We start from the raw sequence: 17,300 nt of genomic DNA, 5'->3' as shown, positions 1-17,300 counted from the left end.
CGCTGCGAGGGCAGCAAGCTCAGCGCGACCCAGGGCTCGCGCAAAGCGCGGCGAGGTCAGGCTGCCCGTGCTCGCTGGCGATCTTCTCGCACGCCGCGCGGCGCCCATCGAGCGCGAAGCCGATGGCATACTCGGGGACGGGCACGGAAGCACCGTTGGCATCGAGGAGTATGCCCTCGCCGAGCCCACAGTCTGCCGGTGCCCCGCGCTGTCCGTTGAGCTGCTGGCCGTACATGCAGGCGAAGACCCGCGCCGCGCCCTCGAGCGACGAGGTGCACTGGAAGAGCACGAGTGAGCGTGAGCTCGTGCGCTCGGCCTCCCACAGTACCTTCACGCACTCCTGGAACCGTCCCGTCCGATGCAGGCGGCGCGCTTCGCTCACCACGGCGTCGCACTGCGCGGGCGGCGCGGGGTCTCGGCTAGCCGCAGCACACGCCAGGTCGAGGCGCGCCTCGTCGCGCGAGGCCTGGGCGCAGGTCACCCACGTGGCGCGGCTGGTCTCGGTGTTCGCGTGCTCGGCCAGGTAGTCGGCGCAGCCCGTCCAGTCCATGCGGTCCATCATGGGGCGCACGGCTTGGAACAGCGCCACGTCGCGCGCGTTGTCGGGCCCCGTGTCCGCGACGCTGGGTTCCGTGGTGACGGGCTCCGAGCTTGCCCAGGGGCGCCACCACGCGCCCACCACCAGCAGCCCCAGCACCGCAGCCACTGCTGCGAGCGCGAGCAGCCGTGCCTTGCGTGGGCGGCCTGGCGTCTCCGTGGCACGCGGGACCGCCGCGTCGAGGGCCCCGAGCAGTGCCTGCACGTCGGGCCAGCGCGCGCCCGGATCCGCGCGCAACGCACGCTCGAGGACGGGCCACGCCGCCGCACACGGGTGACGCGAAGCGGGCGGGGCTATGGCAGCAGCGGGGTCGAAGCGCGGGCTCGCCAGATCGTCGCCTTCCGCGGCAGGCACCAGGAAGGGGTGCCGCTCGAAGAGCAGTTCGTACCCCATGACCCCGAAGCTGTACTGGTCGTTCTTGGGGTTGGGGGCCTCCCCGCGCCGCTGCTCGGGCGGCATGTAGGCCGGCGTGCCCACCACGCGGGTGCCGCCGCTCAGGGTGCCGCTCTCGGCGGCCCACACACGCGCCAGGCCGAAGTCCGCGATGCGCGGACGGCCATCGCCCACCAGCACGTTCTCGGGCTTGAGGTCACGGTGCACCAGACCCGCGCGGTGCGCGCTGGCCACGCCCTGTCCGATGCCCAGCAGCATCTGGCTGCGCTCGGCCGCTGTGCGTGGTTCGCGCATCCAGTCGCGCAGCGAGCCCTCCTCCACCAGCTCCGACACGATGTAGGCCAGGTCGCTCTCGTCGTTGACCTCGTAGATGGTGAGCACGTTGGGGTGGCTCAGCTGGGCCAGCGCGCGCGCCTCGCGGATGAGCGCCCGGCGGTCCGCGACCTGTGCCATGAGCACCTTCAGCGCGACCTGCCGCTCCATCTGTGGGTCGAACGCCGCGTACACCACGCCAGCCGCGCCCTCACCCAGCTTGCGCCGGATCTGGAAGCGTCCGATGCGCACCGGGGCCGCCTGCTGACCGAACATGCGCTGGCGCAGGAGCCCACGCAGGCGCTGCCGCTCCAGCTCGCGGACGCCGTCGAGGGCAGCCGCATCGGAGGGAATGCCGAGGCTCACGGTCATCGAGGAGGTAGTGGTCACGGGCGCCGCTTCGATCGCGGCACGCTACCACTTTCGCGCTCACTCAGCTGCGCAGGCCGAGCCGCTTCATCATCTTCTGGAGGCCATAGCGGCTGATGCCCAGCGTGAGCGCGGCGCGCGTCTGATTGCTGTCGGTGCGGGCCATGGCCTCCGTGATGAGCCGCCGCTCGAGCGCGTCCACGTGGTCGCGCAAGGCCAGCGAGCCGGCCAGCGGCGCATCGGCATCGGCCCCGGGGGCCGCGGTCACCGCCACCATGGCGGCCACGTCGCGCACGTCGATGGGATCCCCAGCCATGACCAGCAGGCGCTGCACCTCGTTCTCGAGCTGCCGCACGTTGCCCGGCCAGGGGGCCGTCACCAGCCGCTGCATGGCCTCGGGCGTGATGCGACGGGCTTGCCCGGGCTGGTGCTTGCTCACGAAGTGGCGGACCAGCAGGGGGATGTCGCTGCGCCGCTCACGCAGCGGTGGGAGCTCCAGCGTGACCACCGTGACGCGGTAGTAGAGGTCCTCGCGGAAGGTGCCGGCGGCCACCATGGCGCGCAGGTCGCGGTGCGTGGCGGTGACCAGCCGCACGTTCACGTGGCTCACGCGCGATCCCCCCACGGCGCGCACTTCGCCGTTCTGCAGCACGCGCAGCAGCTTGCTCTGCATGGCCGCGCTCATCTCGCCGATCTCGTCGAGGAACAGCGTGCCGCCGTCGGCCGCGTGGAACAGGCCCTGTCGCGCGCGGTCTGCCCCCGTGAACGCGCCGCGCTCGTGACCGAACAGCGCCGACTCCAGGAGCGTGTCGGGGATGGCCGCGCAGTTCTCGCTGATGAAGCGCTGGCCGCGGCGCTCGCTGTGCTCGTGCAGGTGGCGCGCCACCAGCTCCTTGCCGGTGCCGCTCTCGCCCAGCAGCAGCACGGGCACCGCCGAGGCCGCGGCGCGCTCGGCCAGCTCGAGGGCCTGCCGCATGGGCCCCGGCCCGGCGATGATGCCGCCCCGGTCTGCGCTGGCCACCGCGCGCCGCAGGCTGGTGATCTCCTCGCGCTGCGTGTCCACGTGCGCGCGCAGGGCCGCCTCGGCGGTGGCCAGCGCCTGCTGGTTGGCGTGCAGCTCGGCGGCGTCCAGGCTGGCGCGCAGGGCCAGGCCGGCGAGCTGCGCGCACGCGGCGAACACGTCTTCGCTGAGCGGGTCGAACGCGGCTGGGCGCAGGCGGTCGTCCACGTACAGCACCAGCTCGCGCCCCGGACACCGCAGCGGCGCGGCCAACACCGAGCGTGTGCCGATGCCCAGCACGCTGCCGCTGGTGGCCAGCTGAGCGTCTTCGACGGCATCGAGCGCTGACACCACGCGCCCCGTGGCGAGCGCGCGGCTGGCGACCGAGCGCGAGAACGCGAGCGCGGGGCCGGGCGCCTCCTCGGTGGAGGCCAGCGTCAGCCAGCTGCCGGTGGGTTCACGCTCCACCAGGAAGCCCCGCTCGGCGCGGGTGAGGGCCTGCGCCGCGTCGGCGATGCGCTGCATCAGCCGGGTGGGGGGGCCGGCCTGGATGAAGCGTTGCATCCATGTGGGCAGCTCGCGGAAGACATCGCCAGCACGCCCGCCGCTCGGCGTGGCGCCGTCATCGAGCGGGGCCACGCGCAGCGCGGCGTGATAGCGCGAGGTGCTCAGCAGCAGCGGACGGAGGGCGTTGGGCAGCGAGTCGAGCGCCAGGTCCAGCATGCTGCGGGCACGCCGCAGCGCGCTCACCGAAGCGGGTCCATCCCCCAGGCGGTCCAGCAGCTCGCCCTGCAGCAGCGCGGCGTCCAACGTGCGCTCCCAGCCGTGCCCGTCCTGGGGCCGCGTGGCGAGCGCATCGGCTGCCTCGCGGCGCTCCCCGCTGGTCCCCGTGAGCGCCAAGGTTCCTCGGGCCAGCTGCACCACCCGCGTAGTGTCCGCTTGCTGCGACGCCTCGGCGAGCTCGTGCGCGCTCAGCACCTCGTGCGCACGCGCCACGAGCCCCGCCTCGGCGAGGCCCAGCGCAGCGCGCGCCAGCAGCAGGGGGCGTGCCTCTTCGCCACACGCAGAGATGCGCTCGAGGGCCGAGTCGAGACGTGCCAATGACGCTTGGCGCTTCCCGCGGCGCAGCTCGATGCCCGCCCACGTGAGGTCCGCGTGGGTGGCCACGTTGGATTGGCCCGCGCGCAGCGCGCTCCGCTCGGCCAGCGGGAGCAGCTCGGCGGCGGCGGTGTCATCGCCGAAGGCCTGGTGGATGTGCGCCAGGTTCAGCGTGGCGTGCGCCAGGAGCGCGTCGTTGCCCAGCTCGGCGATCTGCTCGGCGCCCGAGCGCACCCGCGTCAGCGCCTCGCCCAGGCGGCCCTGCTCGAAGCAGGCGAGGCCGAGGTTCAGCCCGTACACCGCTGCCGCCAGCCGCTCGCCGGCGCCCTCGGCCAGCTCGAATGCACGCCGCCCGTGCGCATACGCGGCTGCGGCATCGCCACGCCGCTGGGCCACCAAGGCTCGCAGCGCGCTGGCACGTGCGGCCTCGCCGGGCAGCCCGCGGCGCAGGTAGAGGGCGCTGGCCGTCTCGGCGTCGGTGTCGCAGCGCTCGGCGTCTCCAGCCTGCCAAGCGCTCGTCGCCCGCACCTCGTGGTAGGCGGGTGACTCGTCGAAGGTCTCGGGCTGGGCTGCGCGGAACGCGCCGAGCAGCTCGGCCACGGTCACCTGTTCGGCCACGTTCAGTTGTCCGGTGCCGCGGGTGGAGACCACACGCGCCGTCCCGCCTGCCCGCCGTTCGAGCTCCAGCGCCAAGCGCCCCGCGGTGCGCAGGAACACTTCGTTCATCCCGGCGTCCAGCTCCACATTGGCCACCGTGGCGAGCGCCTGCTGGGCTCCCGTGACGTCGCCGCGCTGACGCAGGATCTCCGCCCGCAGAAGCGCCGCCGCCGAGTCTCGGGCACCGCCCAGGAGCGAGAGAGCCAGCGTGGGTTCGCCTGCTCGACGGAGCCACTCGGCCGTAGCGCAGCGCGTGGCGGGGGAGGGCGCCGGGAGGCGGGCGGCCAGCTCGAAGACACGCTCTGGGGGCGCACCCCCCGGGCTGTGCGCAGGGGCACGGCGGAGCGCCGTGGTCAGCTCTTCCTCCGCGCGGCGCGGGTCATCCGCCTCGAGCGCCAGGTGGGCGTGCACCAGCGCATCGTCCACGTTCCCCAGCAGCGCGTTGGCGATGCTGACGCGGCGCGCTCGTGTGAGCCCCGCCAGGAGGGCTTCGCGCACGTCGGCTCGCGGCACCAACAACCCCGCGCTCGAGGTGGAGAGCAGCCCCAGCGTGAGCGCCGCCGAGAGCCCCTCGGGAGCGTCGCCGTCGAGCGGCAGCCCGTCGCGGCACAGAGCGGCGCGCTCCAGCAGCTCCAGGGTGGCGGTGGGCAGCTTCGGCAGCGCGCCATGGGAGGCCCGTGAACGCGAACTCAGGCGTGGCAGGTCGCGAGGGCGTGTGAGGCTGCCGTCGAGGGCGTGCGTGGCCAGCACGGCGCACAGCGTCCCCACCAGCCCTCCCGAGAGCTGGAGCGCCGCGTCCACCTCGGCGTCGCTGGGTTCTTCGCCGAACACACGCGCCAGAAGAGCACCCACGCTGGGTGCATCCACCGGCCGAAGCGTCGCCCGCACGTGGCGGGGGTCCCCGGTGTGGTCGTGGTCCGACGTGGCATCCTCGCTGGACGGCGAGCCCGACATGACCACCACACACGGCGCGCGCTGCACTTCGGTGGCGTCCAGAAAGCGCAGCGCCCGGGCGGAATCGAGCCCATCGTGTCCGATGAGGATCGCGGGGTGCGCCGGTGGGGGGGGCAGGGCCTGGCTCCGCGTGACCGTGGGCACCACCCAGCCGGCGTCGAACGCCAGCCGCTGGAGGCGCTGAGCCAGTTCGTGTGCAAAGCGCTCTCGTCCGCTGCCCGGGGGACCCGCCACTTCCACCAAGGTCGCCGGCAGCCCCGCCGCGGACCGTGCGCGCACCGCGTTCACCACCCGCTCGAGCGCCTCGGTGTGGCCCACGAACGGCGCATGGCGCAGCGCGCTGGCCAAGCGCTCCGGGCTGCGCTTCCCTGCGCGCCCGCTCGCCCGAGCGTCGGCATCTACTTCTGCGGCGGCCGGTGTGCTCACCCAGCGCAGCCTCCGCGCCACCTCGTCGGCGTCGTCCAGGCGGGCGGCCGCGTCGGGGGCCAACATGGCGCCCAACAGCTCGGCGAGCGGCACGGGGGCGCCCAGTAGCCGCTCTGCCAACGTGTGCCGCACGCCGAGCGCGCGCTCGTGCGCCTCCGCCAGGGTGAGCTCCGATGCCGCATCACGCGGCCCACTCGGTGCCACAGACAGCAAAGTGGCCGCCAGCGCGAAGAGGTCCGTGCCCGGGGTGCGCGCGCCTGCGAAGGCCTCGGGCGCCATGAAGCCCAGCGTGCCGGAGGCGCCTGGCCCCGTGAGGCGCGGCGCGCCAGCGTGTCCGAGGTCGATCCACACGGGGCCCTCGGGCGTCATCATCACGTTGTTGGGAGACACGTCGCCGTGCACCACGTTGGCGCGGTGCAGCTCACTCAGGGCGCCCGCCAGCGCGGCGCCCAGCTCCGCGAGGTCCTGCCAGGAGGCGCACGGACCGTGGGCCGCGAGCGTCTGCCCCGGCACCCAGCTGGCCACCAGCACGGCCGTTCCCGCCGGCAGCACGAAGGGCGGGCCCAGCGCCTGGGTCAGACGCAGCAGCTCACGCGGTTGCACCACGCCGGGGTGCCGGACCTCACGCAGCGCGTCCAGCTCGGCCGCCAGCAGGGCGGCGTTGGCGGGGTCCACGGCCTTGGCCACGAACACCTCGCCCAGCGCGATGTCGCGCACCCGCATCACGCGGCCGGAGCCGCCTGGCGAGAGCTCGGCCTCGAACGCGTAGCGGCCCGCGAGGAGCGCCCCTGGACTCCCCTCGGAACCTGTCAACGCAGTTGGCGTCGCATCGCGTTCCACGAGAGATAGCGTGGGTGATGCGCCACCCCGGTGTCAACCACGTTGCGGAAGAATCCACGGCGGGTCTCAGCCGAGAGGCGTTGCCCGCGCACCCAGCACGGCCGCGAGGCCTCCGCCCTTGGTGCGCAGGTTGGTGGTCTGGCCCTGGTAGAGGCGCGCGGCCACCATCTGCACCTCGCCGGCGTACACGAACTCGCGCACGTCGAACTTCAGCGAACCCACCTCGCCGCCGCTGCGCTCGCTGGGGGCCACCACGCGCTGCGCCACGTAGCGCTCGGCGTCGGCGCGCAGCTCCTCGAACACCCGCCGCGTGAGCTTGTCGCCGCGATAGGCCGCGCGGCTGCCGAACCCGTCGCGCGGCTTGAAGAACCACTGCTTGCGCTCCGCCCAGAGGGTGTCGGCGGGCAGGTCGGCCACGCGCTTCGTCAGTGGGATGTGCGTGACCAGCGTCTGCACATCGGCTTCGCTCGCGCCGAGCTCGCGCAGCACGGCCGCGTCCGACAGCAGCGCCAGGTTGGCCTTGTCGGCGTAGAGCGCGTGCGCTCGCGGCGGCGGCGTGACCACCACCACGTCGTCCACGTGGGCTGCGCGCAGGGTGGCGTGCGTCTCCGTGGCCAGGCGGAAGTCCGTGGAGCGCAGGTACACGAGGTCCACCGGTTGGTCGCAGCCACGCACCCGCAGCGTGTCACCTACCCGCTCGAGGTCGGTCGGGTCTACCACGCTCGCGCGCACGCCATGGCGCGCGAAGAGCGCCACGAACAGCTCGAACTCCGGCCGCAGGAACTGCGCTTCGGGGTTGTCGTCCACGATGGCCAGGTGCCGCAGCGGGGCCCCCGGCCGCGCCAGCGCGAGCTCCTCGCGGAACATGGCCACGATGCGGGCCTCGAGGCGCTCGGCGTCGTAGGGCAGGTCGAAGGCCTGCTTCACGGTGGCGCAGCACGGCTTCTGCGCCTTGGCGAGGGCCAGCTGCAGCAGCGCGCCCCCCGCGTTGGTGTTGATCTCGATGAGCTGCGGGCCGGCATCCCCCAAGTGGAAATCGAAGCCGAAGAACACGCCCCGTGCGCCGCTGTCGTGCTGCGTGGCGGCGTCCAGGCCAGCCAAGACGCGGGTTCGAAAGGCGGGCAGCGCCACCACCCGCTCCACCGCGGCGATGGTGTCGCGCATGGCGTCGAGCTCCGAGCGCCCCACGAACACGGGCCTGGCCGCGAACAGGTTGGGGTGCGACTCCGCGAGCGCCGCCGCCCAGCCCTCGGGCATGGTGTCGCCCAGCAATCGCGAAAGCGCGTCTGCATCGGTGGAGATGCAGTCACACGCGTGGTTCAGCGACTGGGCGAGCTTGCGGTCCATGGTCTCGCACCTTGGCCACGAACGCCCACCAAGCAAGCACGGCGCCGCGTCTGGTGTTGGGAGCAGGCGACATGGTACCGTCCGCACCCGCGGGGCCGTGGAGGCCTCCGAAGGAGACCGGGGCAATGCGGATAGCGATGATGGCTCTGTCCGGAGTGATCATGGTGGCGGGGTGTGGCGGCGGTGACACGCCTCCAGGTGGAGCGTGCGAAAGCCCTTTCGCGCGCTGTAGTGGCGTGGACCTGGTGCTCTGCGAGTCCGAGACCGAGCGCACGATCACGGGGGGGTGCGGCGGGGGCGCAGATCTGTCGAACCTCGACCTGTCGCAGGGCGCGCTGGCAAGCGGGGACTTCAGCGATACCGTCCTCGACGGCGCCAACTTGACGGACGCGGACCTGACGGGAGCAAACCTCGAGGGGACGGCCACGGGAAACTTGGTCGGATGCTCGGGTGCAACACTGCACAGTGACTACGAGTGCGTCGCGCGCGGCGACGACCCTGCGCGCTTTGCCCTGATCGGGCCGAACTTGAACTTGGATGGGGTGGACCTCTCGGGCGTTGCGATAGACGGTGCTTTTCTCAACAGTTCGAGCTTCGTGGGCGCCACGCTCGACAACATCAGCCTCACGAACGTCAACCTGCAGTCCGCGAACCTGACGGATGCGTCCCTGACCATGGCCGCCATCTTCGAGTCGAACCTGAGAGACGCGCGGCTGATGGGAGCAGACCTCACCAGTGCCGTGCTCACAGGCACCTTCACGGGCAGTGTGGTGAGCTGCCCGGCGAACCTTCCTTCGTTGAGCTTTGCATGCGTCACCCCGGTGCTGCCGGTGTCGCGCTTCAGCATCGTCGGGCCCGATGTGGACCTCACCAACGTGAGTTTCGACGGCGTCGACCTGTCGACGCAGAATCTCGAAGGCACCCTCCTGGATGGCGTCAGCTTTGTGGGGGCCAACTTGGACAGTGCCTCCCTGCGCGATGCCTCGGGGACTGGGGTCCGGTTCGACCAGGCCGACATGTCTTGGATAGACCTGACGGCTGCCACGCTCCCCGGAGCAGTTTTTCTCGATGCAGTCATCGATCGAAGTAGCAACGACAACGCCAACTTGGCTGGCGCCTCTTTTCAGAATGCCGACTTGCTCAACGCGAGCTTCATCGGGTCGGACTTGACCAACGCCAACTTCCTGTTCGCCAACCTCGAGATGTCGAACTTCGCGAACGCAGACGGGTCCTCCCCCGCCAACTTGACGAACGCGCGCCTACGGGCCGTCGAAGCGTGTCCATCCGCCCTGCCGTTGCTCTTTGGCTGCCTCGCGCTGCCCAACGTGGTTGGGTTCAACGCCATCCTGGGGCCGGGCGTGGATCTCTCGAACGGTAACTTCAGCGACGCGTCGTTGGCGAGCTGGAACTTGGCGGGCGCGAATCTGTCTAGCGCGAACCTGCAGGGCTCCAGTCTCTCGTTGACGAACCTCTCCATGGCGAACCTCACGGGGGCCACCGGTACCCCCCTGTTCCCTGAGGCTGCCATCTACTCGGACACCACGTGTCCGAACGGAACCAACAGCAACGCAGCGTCTTCCACCTGCGTCGGTCAAGGCTTCTGAGCTGCCGCCCGCGAAGGTGGGCGACTCCGACGAGAGTGCTGCACACCTTCGCCACTGGCGCGCCGGACCAGGCCCGACCATCCTCCGCAGGCATGTCCAAGCCCAAGCTCAGCATCGCGCTCCTGACCGTCGGGGAGACCCTCCGCATCTGTGCGCCCACCGTGTTGGAGTCCGCCACCGGGCCGGTGCCGCGCGAGCGCTGCAATGCGCGGCTCGCGCAGTGGTCGGCGGCGGCCGTGCGGCACGCCGAGATCGAGACGTTCGTGGAGGGCCTCGAGCACGTGGACACCACCCGCCCGCACCTGGTCATCTCCAACCACCAGAGCACCTACGACATCTTCGTGCTCATGCACCTCTACCCGGCCACGCTGCGCATGATCGCCAAGAAGGAGATGTTCCGCATCCCCGTCTTGGGGCCCGCCATGGCCGCGGCCGAGTTCGTCAACATCGACCGCGGCGACCACCAGCGCGCCCGCGACGCCTTGGATCTGGCGCGAAAGCACATCGAGTCCGGCATCCACGTGTGGATCGCCCCCGAGGGCACCCGCTCGGAGGACGGGCGCCTGCTGCCGTTCAAGTCCGGCGGCTTCATGTTGGCGCTGCAGACGGGCATCCCCATCCTGCCGGTCACCGTCATCGGCACCAACGAGGTGCTGCCCGCCAAGCACGTGCGCGTGCGCCCGGGCAAGCGAGCGGGCGTTCGCTTTCATGCGCCCGTGGACCCCATGGCCTTCGGCATGGAGCGTCGCGCCGAGCTCATGGAGCACGTGCGCCGCACCATCGACAGTGGCCTGCCCGAGCAGTTCCGCAGCTACCCCGCGGCGTCGCGCGCCTGAGCCTCGTGCCTAGTACCGCGCGACCAGGGCTGCCCAGCGCGGATCGGCGCGCAGTGGCTCGAGGTCAGGGTCCGTTCGCGAGAGGTTCGCGTAGTGCGAAGCGGGGCGGGCGTGCGGCGCGAGGAACGCCGGAGGTGCCTGGGTGGAGGCGACAGTGAGCGTCGCCTCGAACTCGCGATAGCATCCCGCGACGTCGCCCGTGCGGCACAACGAGCACGCCAGGTTGTAGCGCGTCGACCCCGAGGTGGGCCACCGCGCCGCGCCCCGCTGCAGCCACGGGACCGCCTCGCCAAAGCGGTTCTGGAACATGAAAGCCAGCGCCATCCCCTCGACGAGGGCCCACTCGTCGTTCTCCGAGATCCGGCAGCCGCCCTCGTGCAGCCGCAGCGCTTCCAGGTAGAGGGGCGTCGACTCCGCGGCCCGAGTGGGCTCCGCGTGCAGCAGCACGCCCGCGAGCCGGATGCGTGCCGTCGCCGACAACGGGAACTGCGTGGCGATGGCCATGAGCTGCGTGACCGCCAGCTCGCGGTTCGTGGCCGACAGCTGCCCGACCGCCTCGATCACACCGCCGGGAGGATCCACGGAGGTTCCCGCGCAGCCCGCGATCGACGCCACGCCCATGGCGGCTGCACCGGGGATGGTCGTGGGCCCCCCGGTCACCAGCGGCGCGGGGCCGGTGGAGGCGGCGGCGGCGGGGGCGCCTCGCTCGAGCAAGCAACGAACAGGATCGAGAGCGCGAGCGCGGGTCGAGTCGTCATGGCCACTGCATGCTAGTCGCGAACGACGCACTCTACGAGCGCCGGGTTCTTCGGTCTCAGTACAGCAAGAACGGCGCCCGCTCGGCTTCGAACGCGGCGGCGCCGGCGGCCTCCCGCGCGAGCCAGGGCTCGATGCTGTGCCCTGCGTCCACGGCCTCACGGAACTCCGGCCCACCCGTGAGCAGGTCGATGGCCGGGCGGTCGGTCACGTACTCGTATTCTTCCGTGCGGTAGCGCGGCGCGTCCGGATGGCGCGTGAGCAGCTCCTGCAGGATGCGCAGGTAGGCCTCGTAGCTGCGGAACGCGTGACGGTCCGTGACGTGCAACTGCACGCCCCCACACAGCTGCTTCGCGTGCTTCTGGAACGTGGGCAGGAAGCTCAGCGGCCGCAGCGTGGCCCCGGGCAGCTTGCCCTCGAGCGCGCTGGCCAGTGCCTGGCCGTCCACCCAGGGTGCCCCGAACACCTCGAACGGGCGCGTGGTCCCGCGGCCTTCGCTCAGCAGCGTGCCCTCGATCAAGCAGCCCCCCGGGTACACGACCGCAGTGTCCAGCGTGGGCATGTTCGGGGAAGGGTAAATCCACGGCAGGCCCGTGGCGTCGAAGTACATGCCGCGCGTCCACCCGAGCATGGGCACGGTGATCAGGGCGGCGTCGTCCAGGCCCAAGCGCGCGTGCACCATGCGCGTGATCTCGGCGATGGTCATGCCGTGCCGCACGGGCACGTCGTAGAGACCCACGAACGACCGGTAGCCCGGCCGCTGCGGCGCACCCTCCAGCACCACGCCGCCGAGCGGGTTGGGCCGGTCCAGCACGATGGTGGGCACCCCCACCGCGGCCGCGGCCTCCAGCATGAGCGCGGCGCTCCAGACGAAGGTGTAGTAGCGCGCGCCCACGTCTTGCAGGTCCACCACCACGGCGTCTAGGCCGCGCAGCATCTCGGGCGTGGGGCGCAGCTCGTCGAAGGTGGTGCCGTACAGCGAGTACACGCGCAGCTTCTCGGGCGCACCCTCGTCAGAGCCCACCGGCGCCATGTCCTGCGCCTCGCCGCCATAGCCGTGCTCCGGCCCGAACAGCGCCACCACCTTGGCGCCAGCCGCCTCCAGCACCGCGTGGGCGTGCTGGAGCGTGCGCGTCACGCTGGCCGGGTGCGCCAAGAGGCCCACGCGCTTGCCACGGATGCCGGCCAGCGCCACGGCATCGCCAGCCGCCACCCGGTCGAGCCCCGTGGCGACCGGCGCGCTCACGCCTCGCCCGACTCGCCAGCTAGCAAGTACAGCAGCGCCATGCGGATGGCCACGCCGGCTTCCACCTGCTCGAGCACGCGCGACGAAGCGCCGTCGGCCACGTCGGGCTCGATCTCCACGCCCCGGTTCATGGGACCCGGGTGCATCACCAAGGCATTCGGCTTCGCCAGCGCCAGGCGCCGCCGGTTGATGCCGAAGGTGCGCGAGTACTCCCCGAGCGAAGCCAGCAGCGCGCCCTTGAGACGCTCGGTCTGCACGCGCAGCACCATCACCACGTCGGCGTCGCGCACGCCCTCTTCCACGTTGTGGTGCAGCTCCACGCCGTAGCCGGCCAGCTCGGGCGGCACCAGCGTGTCCGGGCCCACGAAGCGCACCGTGCAGCCGAAGTGCTTGAGCAGCAGCGCGTTGCTGCGGGCCACCCGCGAGTGCAGCACGTCGCCCACGATGGCCACCGTGAGGCCCTCGAGCGTGCCGAGCGCCTGCTTGATGGTGAACGCGTCCAGCAGCGCCTGCGTGGGGTGCTCGTGCATGCCGTCACCCGCGTTGATGACGCTGCAGCGCACGTGGCGAGCCACGAAGTGCGGCGCCCCCGAGGACGCGTGGCGCATCACGATGACGTCCGGGTGCATGGCCTCGAGCGTCTTGCAGGTGTCGTAGAGCGTCTCGCCCTTGGTCACGCTCGAGCTGGCCACGCTGATGTTGATGACGTCGGCGCTCATGCGCTTGCCGGCCAGCTCGAAGCTGGTGCGGGTGCGCGTGGAGTTCTCGTAGAACAGGTTGATGACGGTCTTGCCACGCAGCGTGGGCACCTTGCGGACCGGCCGGCGCGAGACCTCCAAGAAGGCGTTCGACGTGTCGAGGATGTGCTCGATGTCGGCGCGCGAGAGGTCCTCGATGCCGAGCACGTGGCGGTGTGGGAAAGCGTCCATCAGCTCACCTCCTGCGTGCTCGCCGCCGCCACCGTGAGGAACGCGCGGTCGCCCTCGCGCCCGTCGATCTCCACCCACAGCTTCATGCCTGGCTTCACGTCCACCGTCTTGCCGACGAAGTCCGGGTGGACGGGCAGCTCGCGCCCGCCGCGGTCGAACAGCACCGCCAGCCAGATGCGGCGCGGGCGCCCGTAGTCCAGCACGCAGTCGATGGCGGCCCGGATGGTGCGCCCCGTCTGCAGCACGTCGTCCACCAAGATGACCTCGCGCCCGTCGATGGGGAAGCGGATCTCGCTCGGCCCGATCTTCGCATCCGGCAGGGCGGTGGCCGCGTCGTCGCGGTAGAGGCTGATGTCCACGGCGCCCACCTTGGGGGACTCGTCCTCCAAGTCGGCGATGGCCTCGGCCAGGCGCTTGGCCACGTCCACCCCGCCGCGGCGCACCCCGATCAGGCAGAGGTCCTGGGCACGCTTCCCGGTGCGCTCCACGATGCTGAGGGCCATGCGGCGTAGCGTGCGCTGCATCGCGTCGCCGGCGAGCAGGACCGTCGGGGTCGAGGTGGACACGGGCCGGATCTACGCGCCTTCCGACGTGTGCGTCAAGCCGCCCGGGCTGCTATCAACGGCCCGTGGCACACGCCCATAGCGCTCGGCCCTCTCACGCTGCCCCGGGGCTCGCAGCGCGCATGGCGTTCCTCGCCGCCGGTGTGCTGACCGCGCTGCTCTGCCTGGCTCCCGCCACGGCTCGCGCCTACGAAGACCAGGTGGCCCTGAGCGTGGACGCCAACTACGCCTACGCGCAGGACGGCATCCCCATGCACGGCGCCGGCGTGGGCGTCAGCGCGGGCATCGGCCTCGGCGACACGTTCACCCTCCAGTTCCGTGGAGGCTACGCGGCCCACCCGCACAGCGGCGACGTGAGCACCGCGCACCTGCTCTCGCTCACCGCCGAGGCGCTCTACATCGTGGACATCCTCACCTGGGTGCCCTTCTTCGGCGCCGGCATCGACGGCCTCTTGTTGGTCCACGACACCACCTACGCCAGTTTCGAGGTCCACGGCATCGTGGGGTTGGACTATCTGCACTCGCGCTCACTCGCCTTCGGCCTGGACGTGCGGGTTGGCTACGTGCCGTTCGCCATGACCCGTGGTGGCTTCAGTGGGCTCCATGTGCAGGCCGGGCTCCGCGTCTCCTGGCTGTTCTCCCGCTGGTGAGGCGGCGCCACTGGGCTCCGTCGGTGCGGCTGGCCCCGCGAACGCCAGCGCCGCGATGCGCTCCACCGTGCGAGGGCCGATGCCGCTGACCCGCGTCATGGCCTCGAGCGTGGGGTAGGGCCCGTTGGCCTCGCGGTCGGCGATCACCCGGGCCGACACCACCGGCCCCACGCCGGGCAAGAGCTGCAGTGTCTGGGCGTCCGCAGCGTTCACGTTCACCCGCCCGCCGTCGCGCACGTCGGCGATCTGCTGAGCCACGCGGGCCGACGGAGGCGCGGGGCGCACCGCCTGGTAGGTGGCCGAGTTGAACTCCACGGACTCGGGCGCGATCACGGGCGGCGTCTCGGCGAGCGACGCCACGGCGATGATGGCGGTCACCCACGCGGCCGCGCTCACAGGGCTGCTCTTGGGCGGCGGGTGGTCCGACACGCGGCCCTTCTCGGACGCCGCGTGCCGGAGTTGCCTGGCCGCGCACCGAGCGCTCCGCCGGCGGGCGGCCGGCGGCCGGCGAGGGGCACCTCAGCGCATGCCGAAGCCAGGGGGCCGTGTGCTGGGGGTCCCGCTGTAGGTGTGCCGCGCCGCATGGTCGCGCGAGTGCGTGGTGCACCAGGCCATCGGGTCCCCCGTCTCTTCCCGCTTGGCGGAGCAGTCGGCGCAGATGGGCGCGGGCAGCTCGCTCTTGCGCCTCCCCTGGTACGCCTTCGGCTTGGCCACCAGCACGGGGCAGGGCGCCTCGCGCATGAGGCCCTCGGCGACCGACGCGCGCAGGCGATCGATGCCGTGCCGCGCGTGCACCCCGCACACCAGCAGGTCGGCCTCCACGTCCGTGCAGAACTGCACCAGCGCGGCCACGGGCGTCCCGATGCGCGTGTGCACCTCGGGCCGCACCAGCGGCCAGACCTCCTCGCGCTCGCACACCTCGTTGACATAGGCGCGCACCACGTCCGGGTCGTTCTCGAGCACCTTGTCTTGCTCTTGAATCCGGGTGGCTTCGCGCAGGCCGTGCACCTCCACCGTGTGCACCACGTGCAGCGTGTCCCCCAGCACCGACATGCGCACCGCGTGGAGCAGCGCCATGTCCGAGGCCTCGGTCAGGTCAACGGCCGCCACAATGACGCGTCCGCTCGTGTTCGACTCCATGGCATCCATCGGAAACCCCTTTCCTAGTTAGCTCATGGCGGAGTCGAGGGTTCAGCTGACTCCGTCCTCCACAGGGTAGCGGTTGATACAGACAATGGCGAATCCGGCCGCTCGCCGGCACATCCGCCACGAACGCTTGAGTCGCGCACGCCGGCGTGAGAAATCCCACCCATGCCCGGCACCACCGTCCACGCCGCCCCGCGCAGCGCCCGCCCCGCTCCTCCTCCCGTGGTCTCGGGTGGGCTGCCCGTGCTCGGTCACGGCATGGCCTTCGGGAAGGACCCGCTCGGCTTCCTGCGCGCTTGCCAGCGCCAGTACGGCGACGTGTTCACGGTGCGCTTTCCGCAGGGCCCGCGCACGTTCCTGTTGGACCCCCTCGACCACCCGGCGTACTTCAAGAACCGCGACATGAACTTCGCGGAGGTCGGCGCCGAGATTGGGGGCAGGGCGTTCGGCTACGCGCTCGAAGACGCGCGCCGCGCCGACATCGAGGAGATCTCCCACCAGATCAACGTCTACATGAAGGGCGAGCCCCTCCAGGTGATGAGCGAGCGCATGCAGCAGAAGCTGGTGGAGCGGCTGCGTGCGCTGCCGGTGGGCGTCTGGCGCGAGGACACGCTGCACCGCTGGGCCAACGAGTTCGTCTTCGCTGCGGGCACCGACGCGCTCTTCGGCGATGGGGTCTACTCCGAGGCGCTGAAGCAGGCCTACACCACCGTGGACAAGGCCTTCGGGTTCCTGGCCATGGGGGTCCCGGCCAGGCTGGTGCCCCCCTGGGCCCGCGCGCAGCGCGCGCTCGCCGAGCGGGTGCGCGACAAGGGCCGCACCACGCCGAGCTGTTCGACGTGCGCCACGAGCACCTGCGCAAGCTGGGCATGCTGGACTTCGTGGGCTTTTTCGACGCTGGCCTCATGTGGGCGGCGCAGGCCAACACGGTGTCGGCCGCGTTCTGGACCATGCTCTACATCTTGCGCGACCGCCGCGCGCGCCGGAGATCCTGGAAGAGGTGCGCAGCGTCTCGGGCGGCGGCGACCTCCTGTCCCCGAGCGGCGCCCCCTTCTCGCGCCACGACCTCAAGAACATGGTCAAGCTCGAGAGCGCCGTCACCGAGATGAACCGCCTCACCACCGCGCCCATGGTCCCGCGGCGGGCGCTCAAGGACACCACGCTCGAGCTGCGCAGCGGCACCTACCGCTTCGACGCGGGCCACGACCTCGCGCTCTTCCCGCCCACCACGCACCTCGATCCGGAGATCTACGAGGACCCGTACGACTTCCGCTTCGACCGCTTCCTGCCCGACAGCAGCGGCGCCCCCGCGCGCTTCTGGAAGGACGGTCAGCGCGTGCACTTCAACCTGCTGCCCTTCGGCGCGGGCGTGAGCATGTGCCCCGGGCGCTTCTTCGCCATCAACGAGTTCAAGATCGCCGTGGCGGTGCTGCTCTCGTGCTTCGACATCGAGCTGCTCACCACGGCGGTGCCCAAGCAGGATGTGTCGCGCACCGGCTTCGGCACGCTGCCTCCCGTGGACGACGTGCCTTTCCGCTACCGCCGCCGCGCCTGAGACGGAGCTGGCGGTCCCTGG

General features: G+C 71.6%; 14 protein-coding genes. 3 read left to right on the top strand and 11 right to left on the bottom strand.

All coding sequences use genetic code 11. The annotated features are described in order from the left end of the window. Positions 1–19: 19 nt before the first annotated feature. The 3 genes from IPI43_14715 to IPI43_14705 all read right to left on the bottom strand — a co-directional run bounded on the left by IPI43_14715 (position 20) and on the right by IPI43_14705 (position 7,994). The gene (locus IPI43_14715; protein MBK7775357.1) at positions 20–1,693 is read right to left on the bottom strand and encodes a serine/threonine protein kinase; all 1,674 of its coding nucleotides are present in this window, start codon (positions 1,691–1,693) and stop codon (positions 20–22) included. Between the two features lie 43 nt (positions 1,694–1,736). Continuing rightward, entirely contained in the window at positions 1,737–6,620 is a 4,884-nt protein-coding gene (locus tag IPI43_14710; GenBank protein ID MBK7775356.1) for a sigma 54-interacting transcriptional regulator, read from the bottom strand. A 93-nt stretch (positions 6,621–6,713) separates the two neighbouring features. After that, on the bottom strand, positions 6,714–7,994 hold the full coding sequence (locus IPI43_14705) for a hypothetical protein (GenBank protein MBK7775355.1): 1,281 nt from the start codon (positions 7,992–7,994) through the stop codon (positions 6,714–6,716). A gap of 236 nt (positions 7,995–8,230) precedes the next feature. Between IPI43_14705 and IPI43_14700 the strand changes: the two genes are divergently transcribed. Both IPI43_14700 and IPI43_14695 read left to right on the top strand, forming a co-directional pair. Continuing rightward, entirely contained in the window at positions 8,231–9,598 is a 1,368-nt protein-coding gene (locus IPI43_14700) for a pentapeptide repeat-containing protein (GenBank protein MBK7775354.1), read from the top strand. 92 nt (positions 9,599–9,690) lie between these two features. Continuing rightward, the gene (locus tag IPI43_14695; GenBank protein MBK7775353.1) at positions 9,691–10,434 is read left to right on the top strand and encodes a 1-acyl-sn-glycerol-3-phosphate acyltransferase; all 744 of its coding nucleotides are present in this window, start codon (positions 9,691–9,693) and stop codon (positions 10,432–10,434) included. A 9-nt stretch (positions 10,435–10,443) separates the two neighbouring features. Here the strand turns inward: IPI43_14695 and IPI43_14690 are convergent, their stop codons facing one another. From IPI43_14690 to IPI43_14655, 8 genes are all read right to left on the bottom strand, one after another. Further along, positions 10,444–11,055: a hypothetical protein gene (locus IPI43_14690; GenBank protein ID MBK7775352.1), complete on the bottom strand. Its 612-nt coding sequence runs from the start codon at positions 11,053–11,055 to the stop codon at positions 10,444–10,446. 193 nt (positions 11,056–11,248) lie between these two features. Beyond that, positions 11,249–12,436, bottom strand: a complete 1,188-nt coding sequence (locus IPI43_14685; GenBank protein MBK7775351.1) for a DUF1343 domain-containing protein — start codon at positions 12,434–12,436, stop codon at positions 11,249–11,251. Beyond that, complete coding sequence (locus IPI43_14680) at positions 12,433–13,365, bottom strand: aspartate carbamoyltransferase catalytic subunit (GenBank protein ID MBK7775350.1); 933 nt, start codon at positions 13,363–13,365, stop codon at positions 12,433–12,435. Before IPI43_14680 ends, IPI43_14685 begins: the two co-directional genes overlap by 4 nt. Then, positions 13,365–13,889, bottom strand: coding sequence for a bifunctional pyr operon transcriptional regulator/uracil phosphoribosyltransferase PyrR (gene pyrR / locus IPI43_14675; protein ID MBK7775349.1), 525 nt, complete (start codon positions 13,887–13,889; stop codon positions 13,365–13,367). Before pyrR ends, IPI43_14680 begins: the two co-directional genes overlap by 1 nt. A 566-nt stretch (positions 13,890–14,455) precedes the next feature. Further along, positions 14,456–15,007 (bottom strand): helix-hairpin-helix domain-containing protein, encoded by a 552-nt coding sequence (locus tag IPI43_14670; GenBank protein ID MBK7775348.1) that lies wholly within the window; start codon positions 15,005–15,007, stop codon positions 14,456–14,458. A gap of 90 nt (positions 15,008–15,097) precedes the next feature. After that, positions 15,098–15,727 (bottom strand): universal stress protein, encoded by a 630-nt coding sequence (locus IPI43_14665; protein ID MBK7775347.1) that lies wholly within the window; start codon positions 15,725–15,727, stop codon positions 15,098–15,100. A gap of 42 nt (positions 15,728–15,769) precedes the next feature. Continuing rightward, a complete protein-coding gene (locus IPI43_14660) occupies positions 15,770–16,342 on the bottom strand; it encodes a hypothetical protein (GenBank protein ID MBK7775346.1) in 573 nt (190 codons plus the stop codon). An 83-nt stretch (positions 16,343–16,425) separates the two neighbouring features. Continuing rightward, positions 16,426–16,572 (bottom strand): hypothetical protein, encoded by a 147-nt coding sequence (locus IPI43_14655; protein MBK7775345.1) that lies wholly within the window; start codon positions 16,570–16,572, stop codon positions 16,426–16,428. 59 nt (positions 16,573–16,631) lie between these two features. Between IPI43_14655 and IPI43_14650 the strand changes: the two genes are divergently transcribed. Beyond that, positions 16,632–17,279 carry a cytochrome P450 gene (locus IPI43_14650; protein MBK7775344.1) on the top strand — a complete coding sequence of 216 codons (648 nt, stop codon included), beginning with the start codon at positions 16,632–16,634 and terminating at the stop codon, positions 17,277–17,279. Positions 17,280–17,300: the final 21 nt, after the last annotated feature.

The sequence above is a fragment of the Sandaracinaceae bacterium genome (genome assembly GCA_016706685.1).
Taxonomy (GTDB): domain Bacteria; phylum Myxococcota_A; class Polyangia; order Polyangiales; family Houyiibacteriaceae; genus JADJJE01.
Note: the sequence above shows the minus strand (reverse complement) of the source record. Positions and strands in the feature narration are given on the sequence as shown.

Coding starts and splice junctions, on each gene's coding strand:
- pyrR (MBK7775349.1), bottom strand. CDS start 13,889: ATGCAGCGCACGCTACGCCGCATGGCCCTCAGCATCGTGGAGCGCACC.
- IPI43_14690 (MBK7775352.1), bottom strand. CDS start 11,055: ATGGGCGTGGCGTCGATCGCGGGCTGCGCGGGAACCTCCGTGGATCCT.
- IPI43_14680 (MBK7775350.1), bottom strand. CDS start 13,365: ATGGACGCTTTCCCACACCGCCACGTGCTCGGCATCGAGGACCTCTCG.
- IPI43_14705 (MBK7775355.1), bottom strand. CDS start 7,994: ATGGACCGCAAGCTCGCCCAGTCGCTGAACCACGCGTGTGACTGCATC.
- IPI43_14695 (MBK7775353.1), top strand. CDS start 9,691: ATGTCCAAGCCCAAGCTCAGCATCGCGCTCCTGACCGTCGGGGAGACC.
- IPI43_14665 (MBK7775347.1), bottom strand. CDS start 15,727: ATGGATGCCATGGAGTCGAACACGAGCGGACGCGTCATTGTGGCGGCC.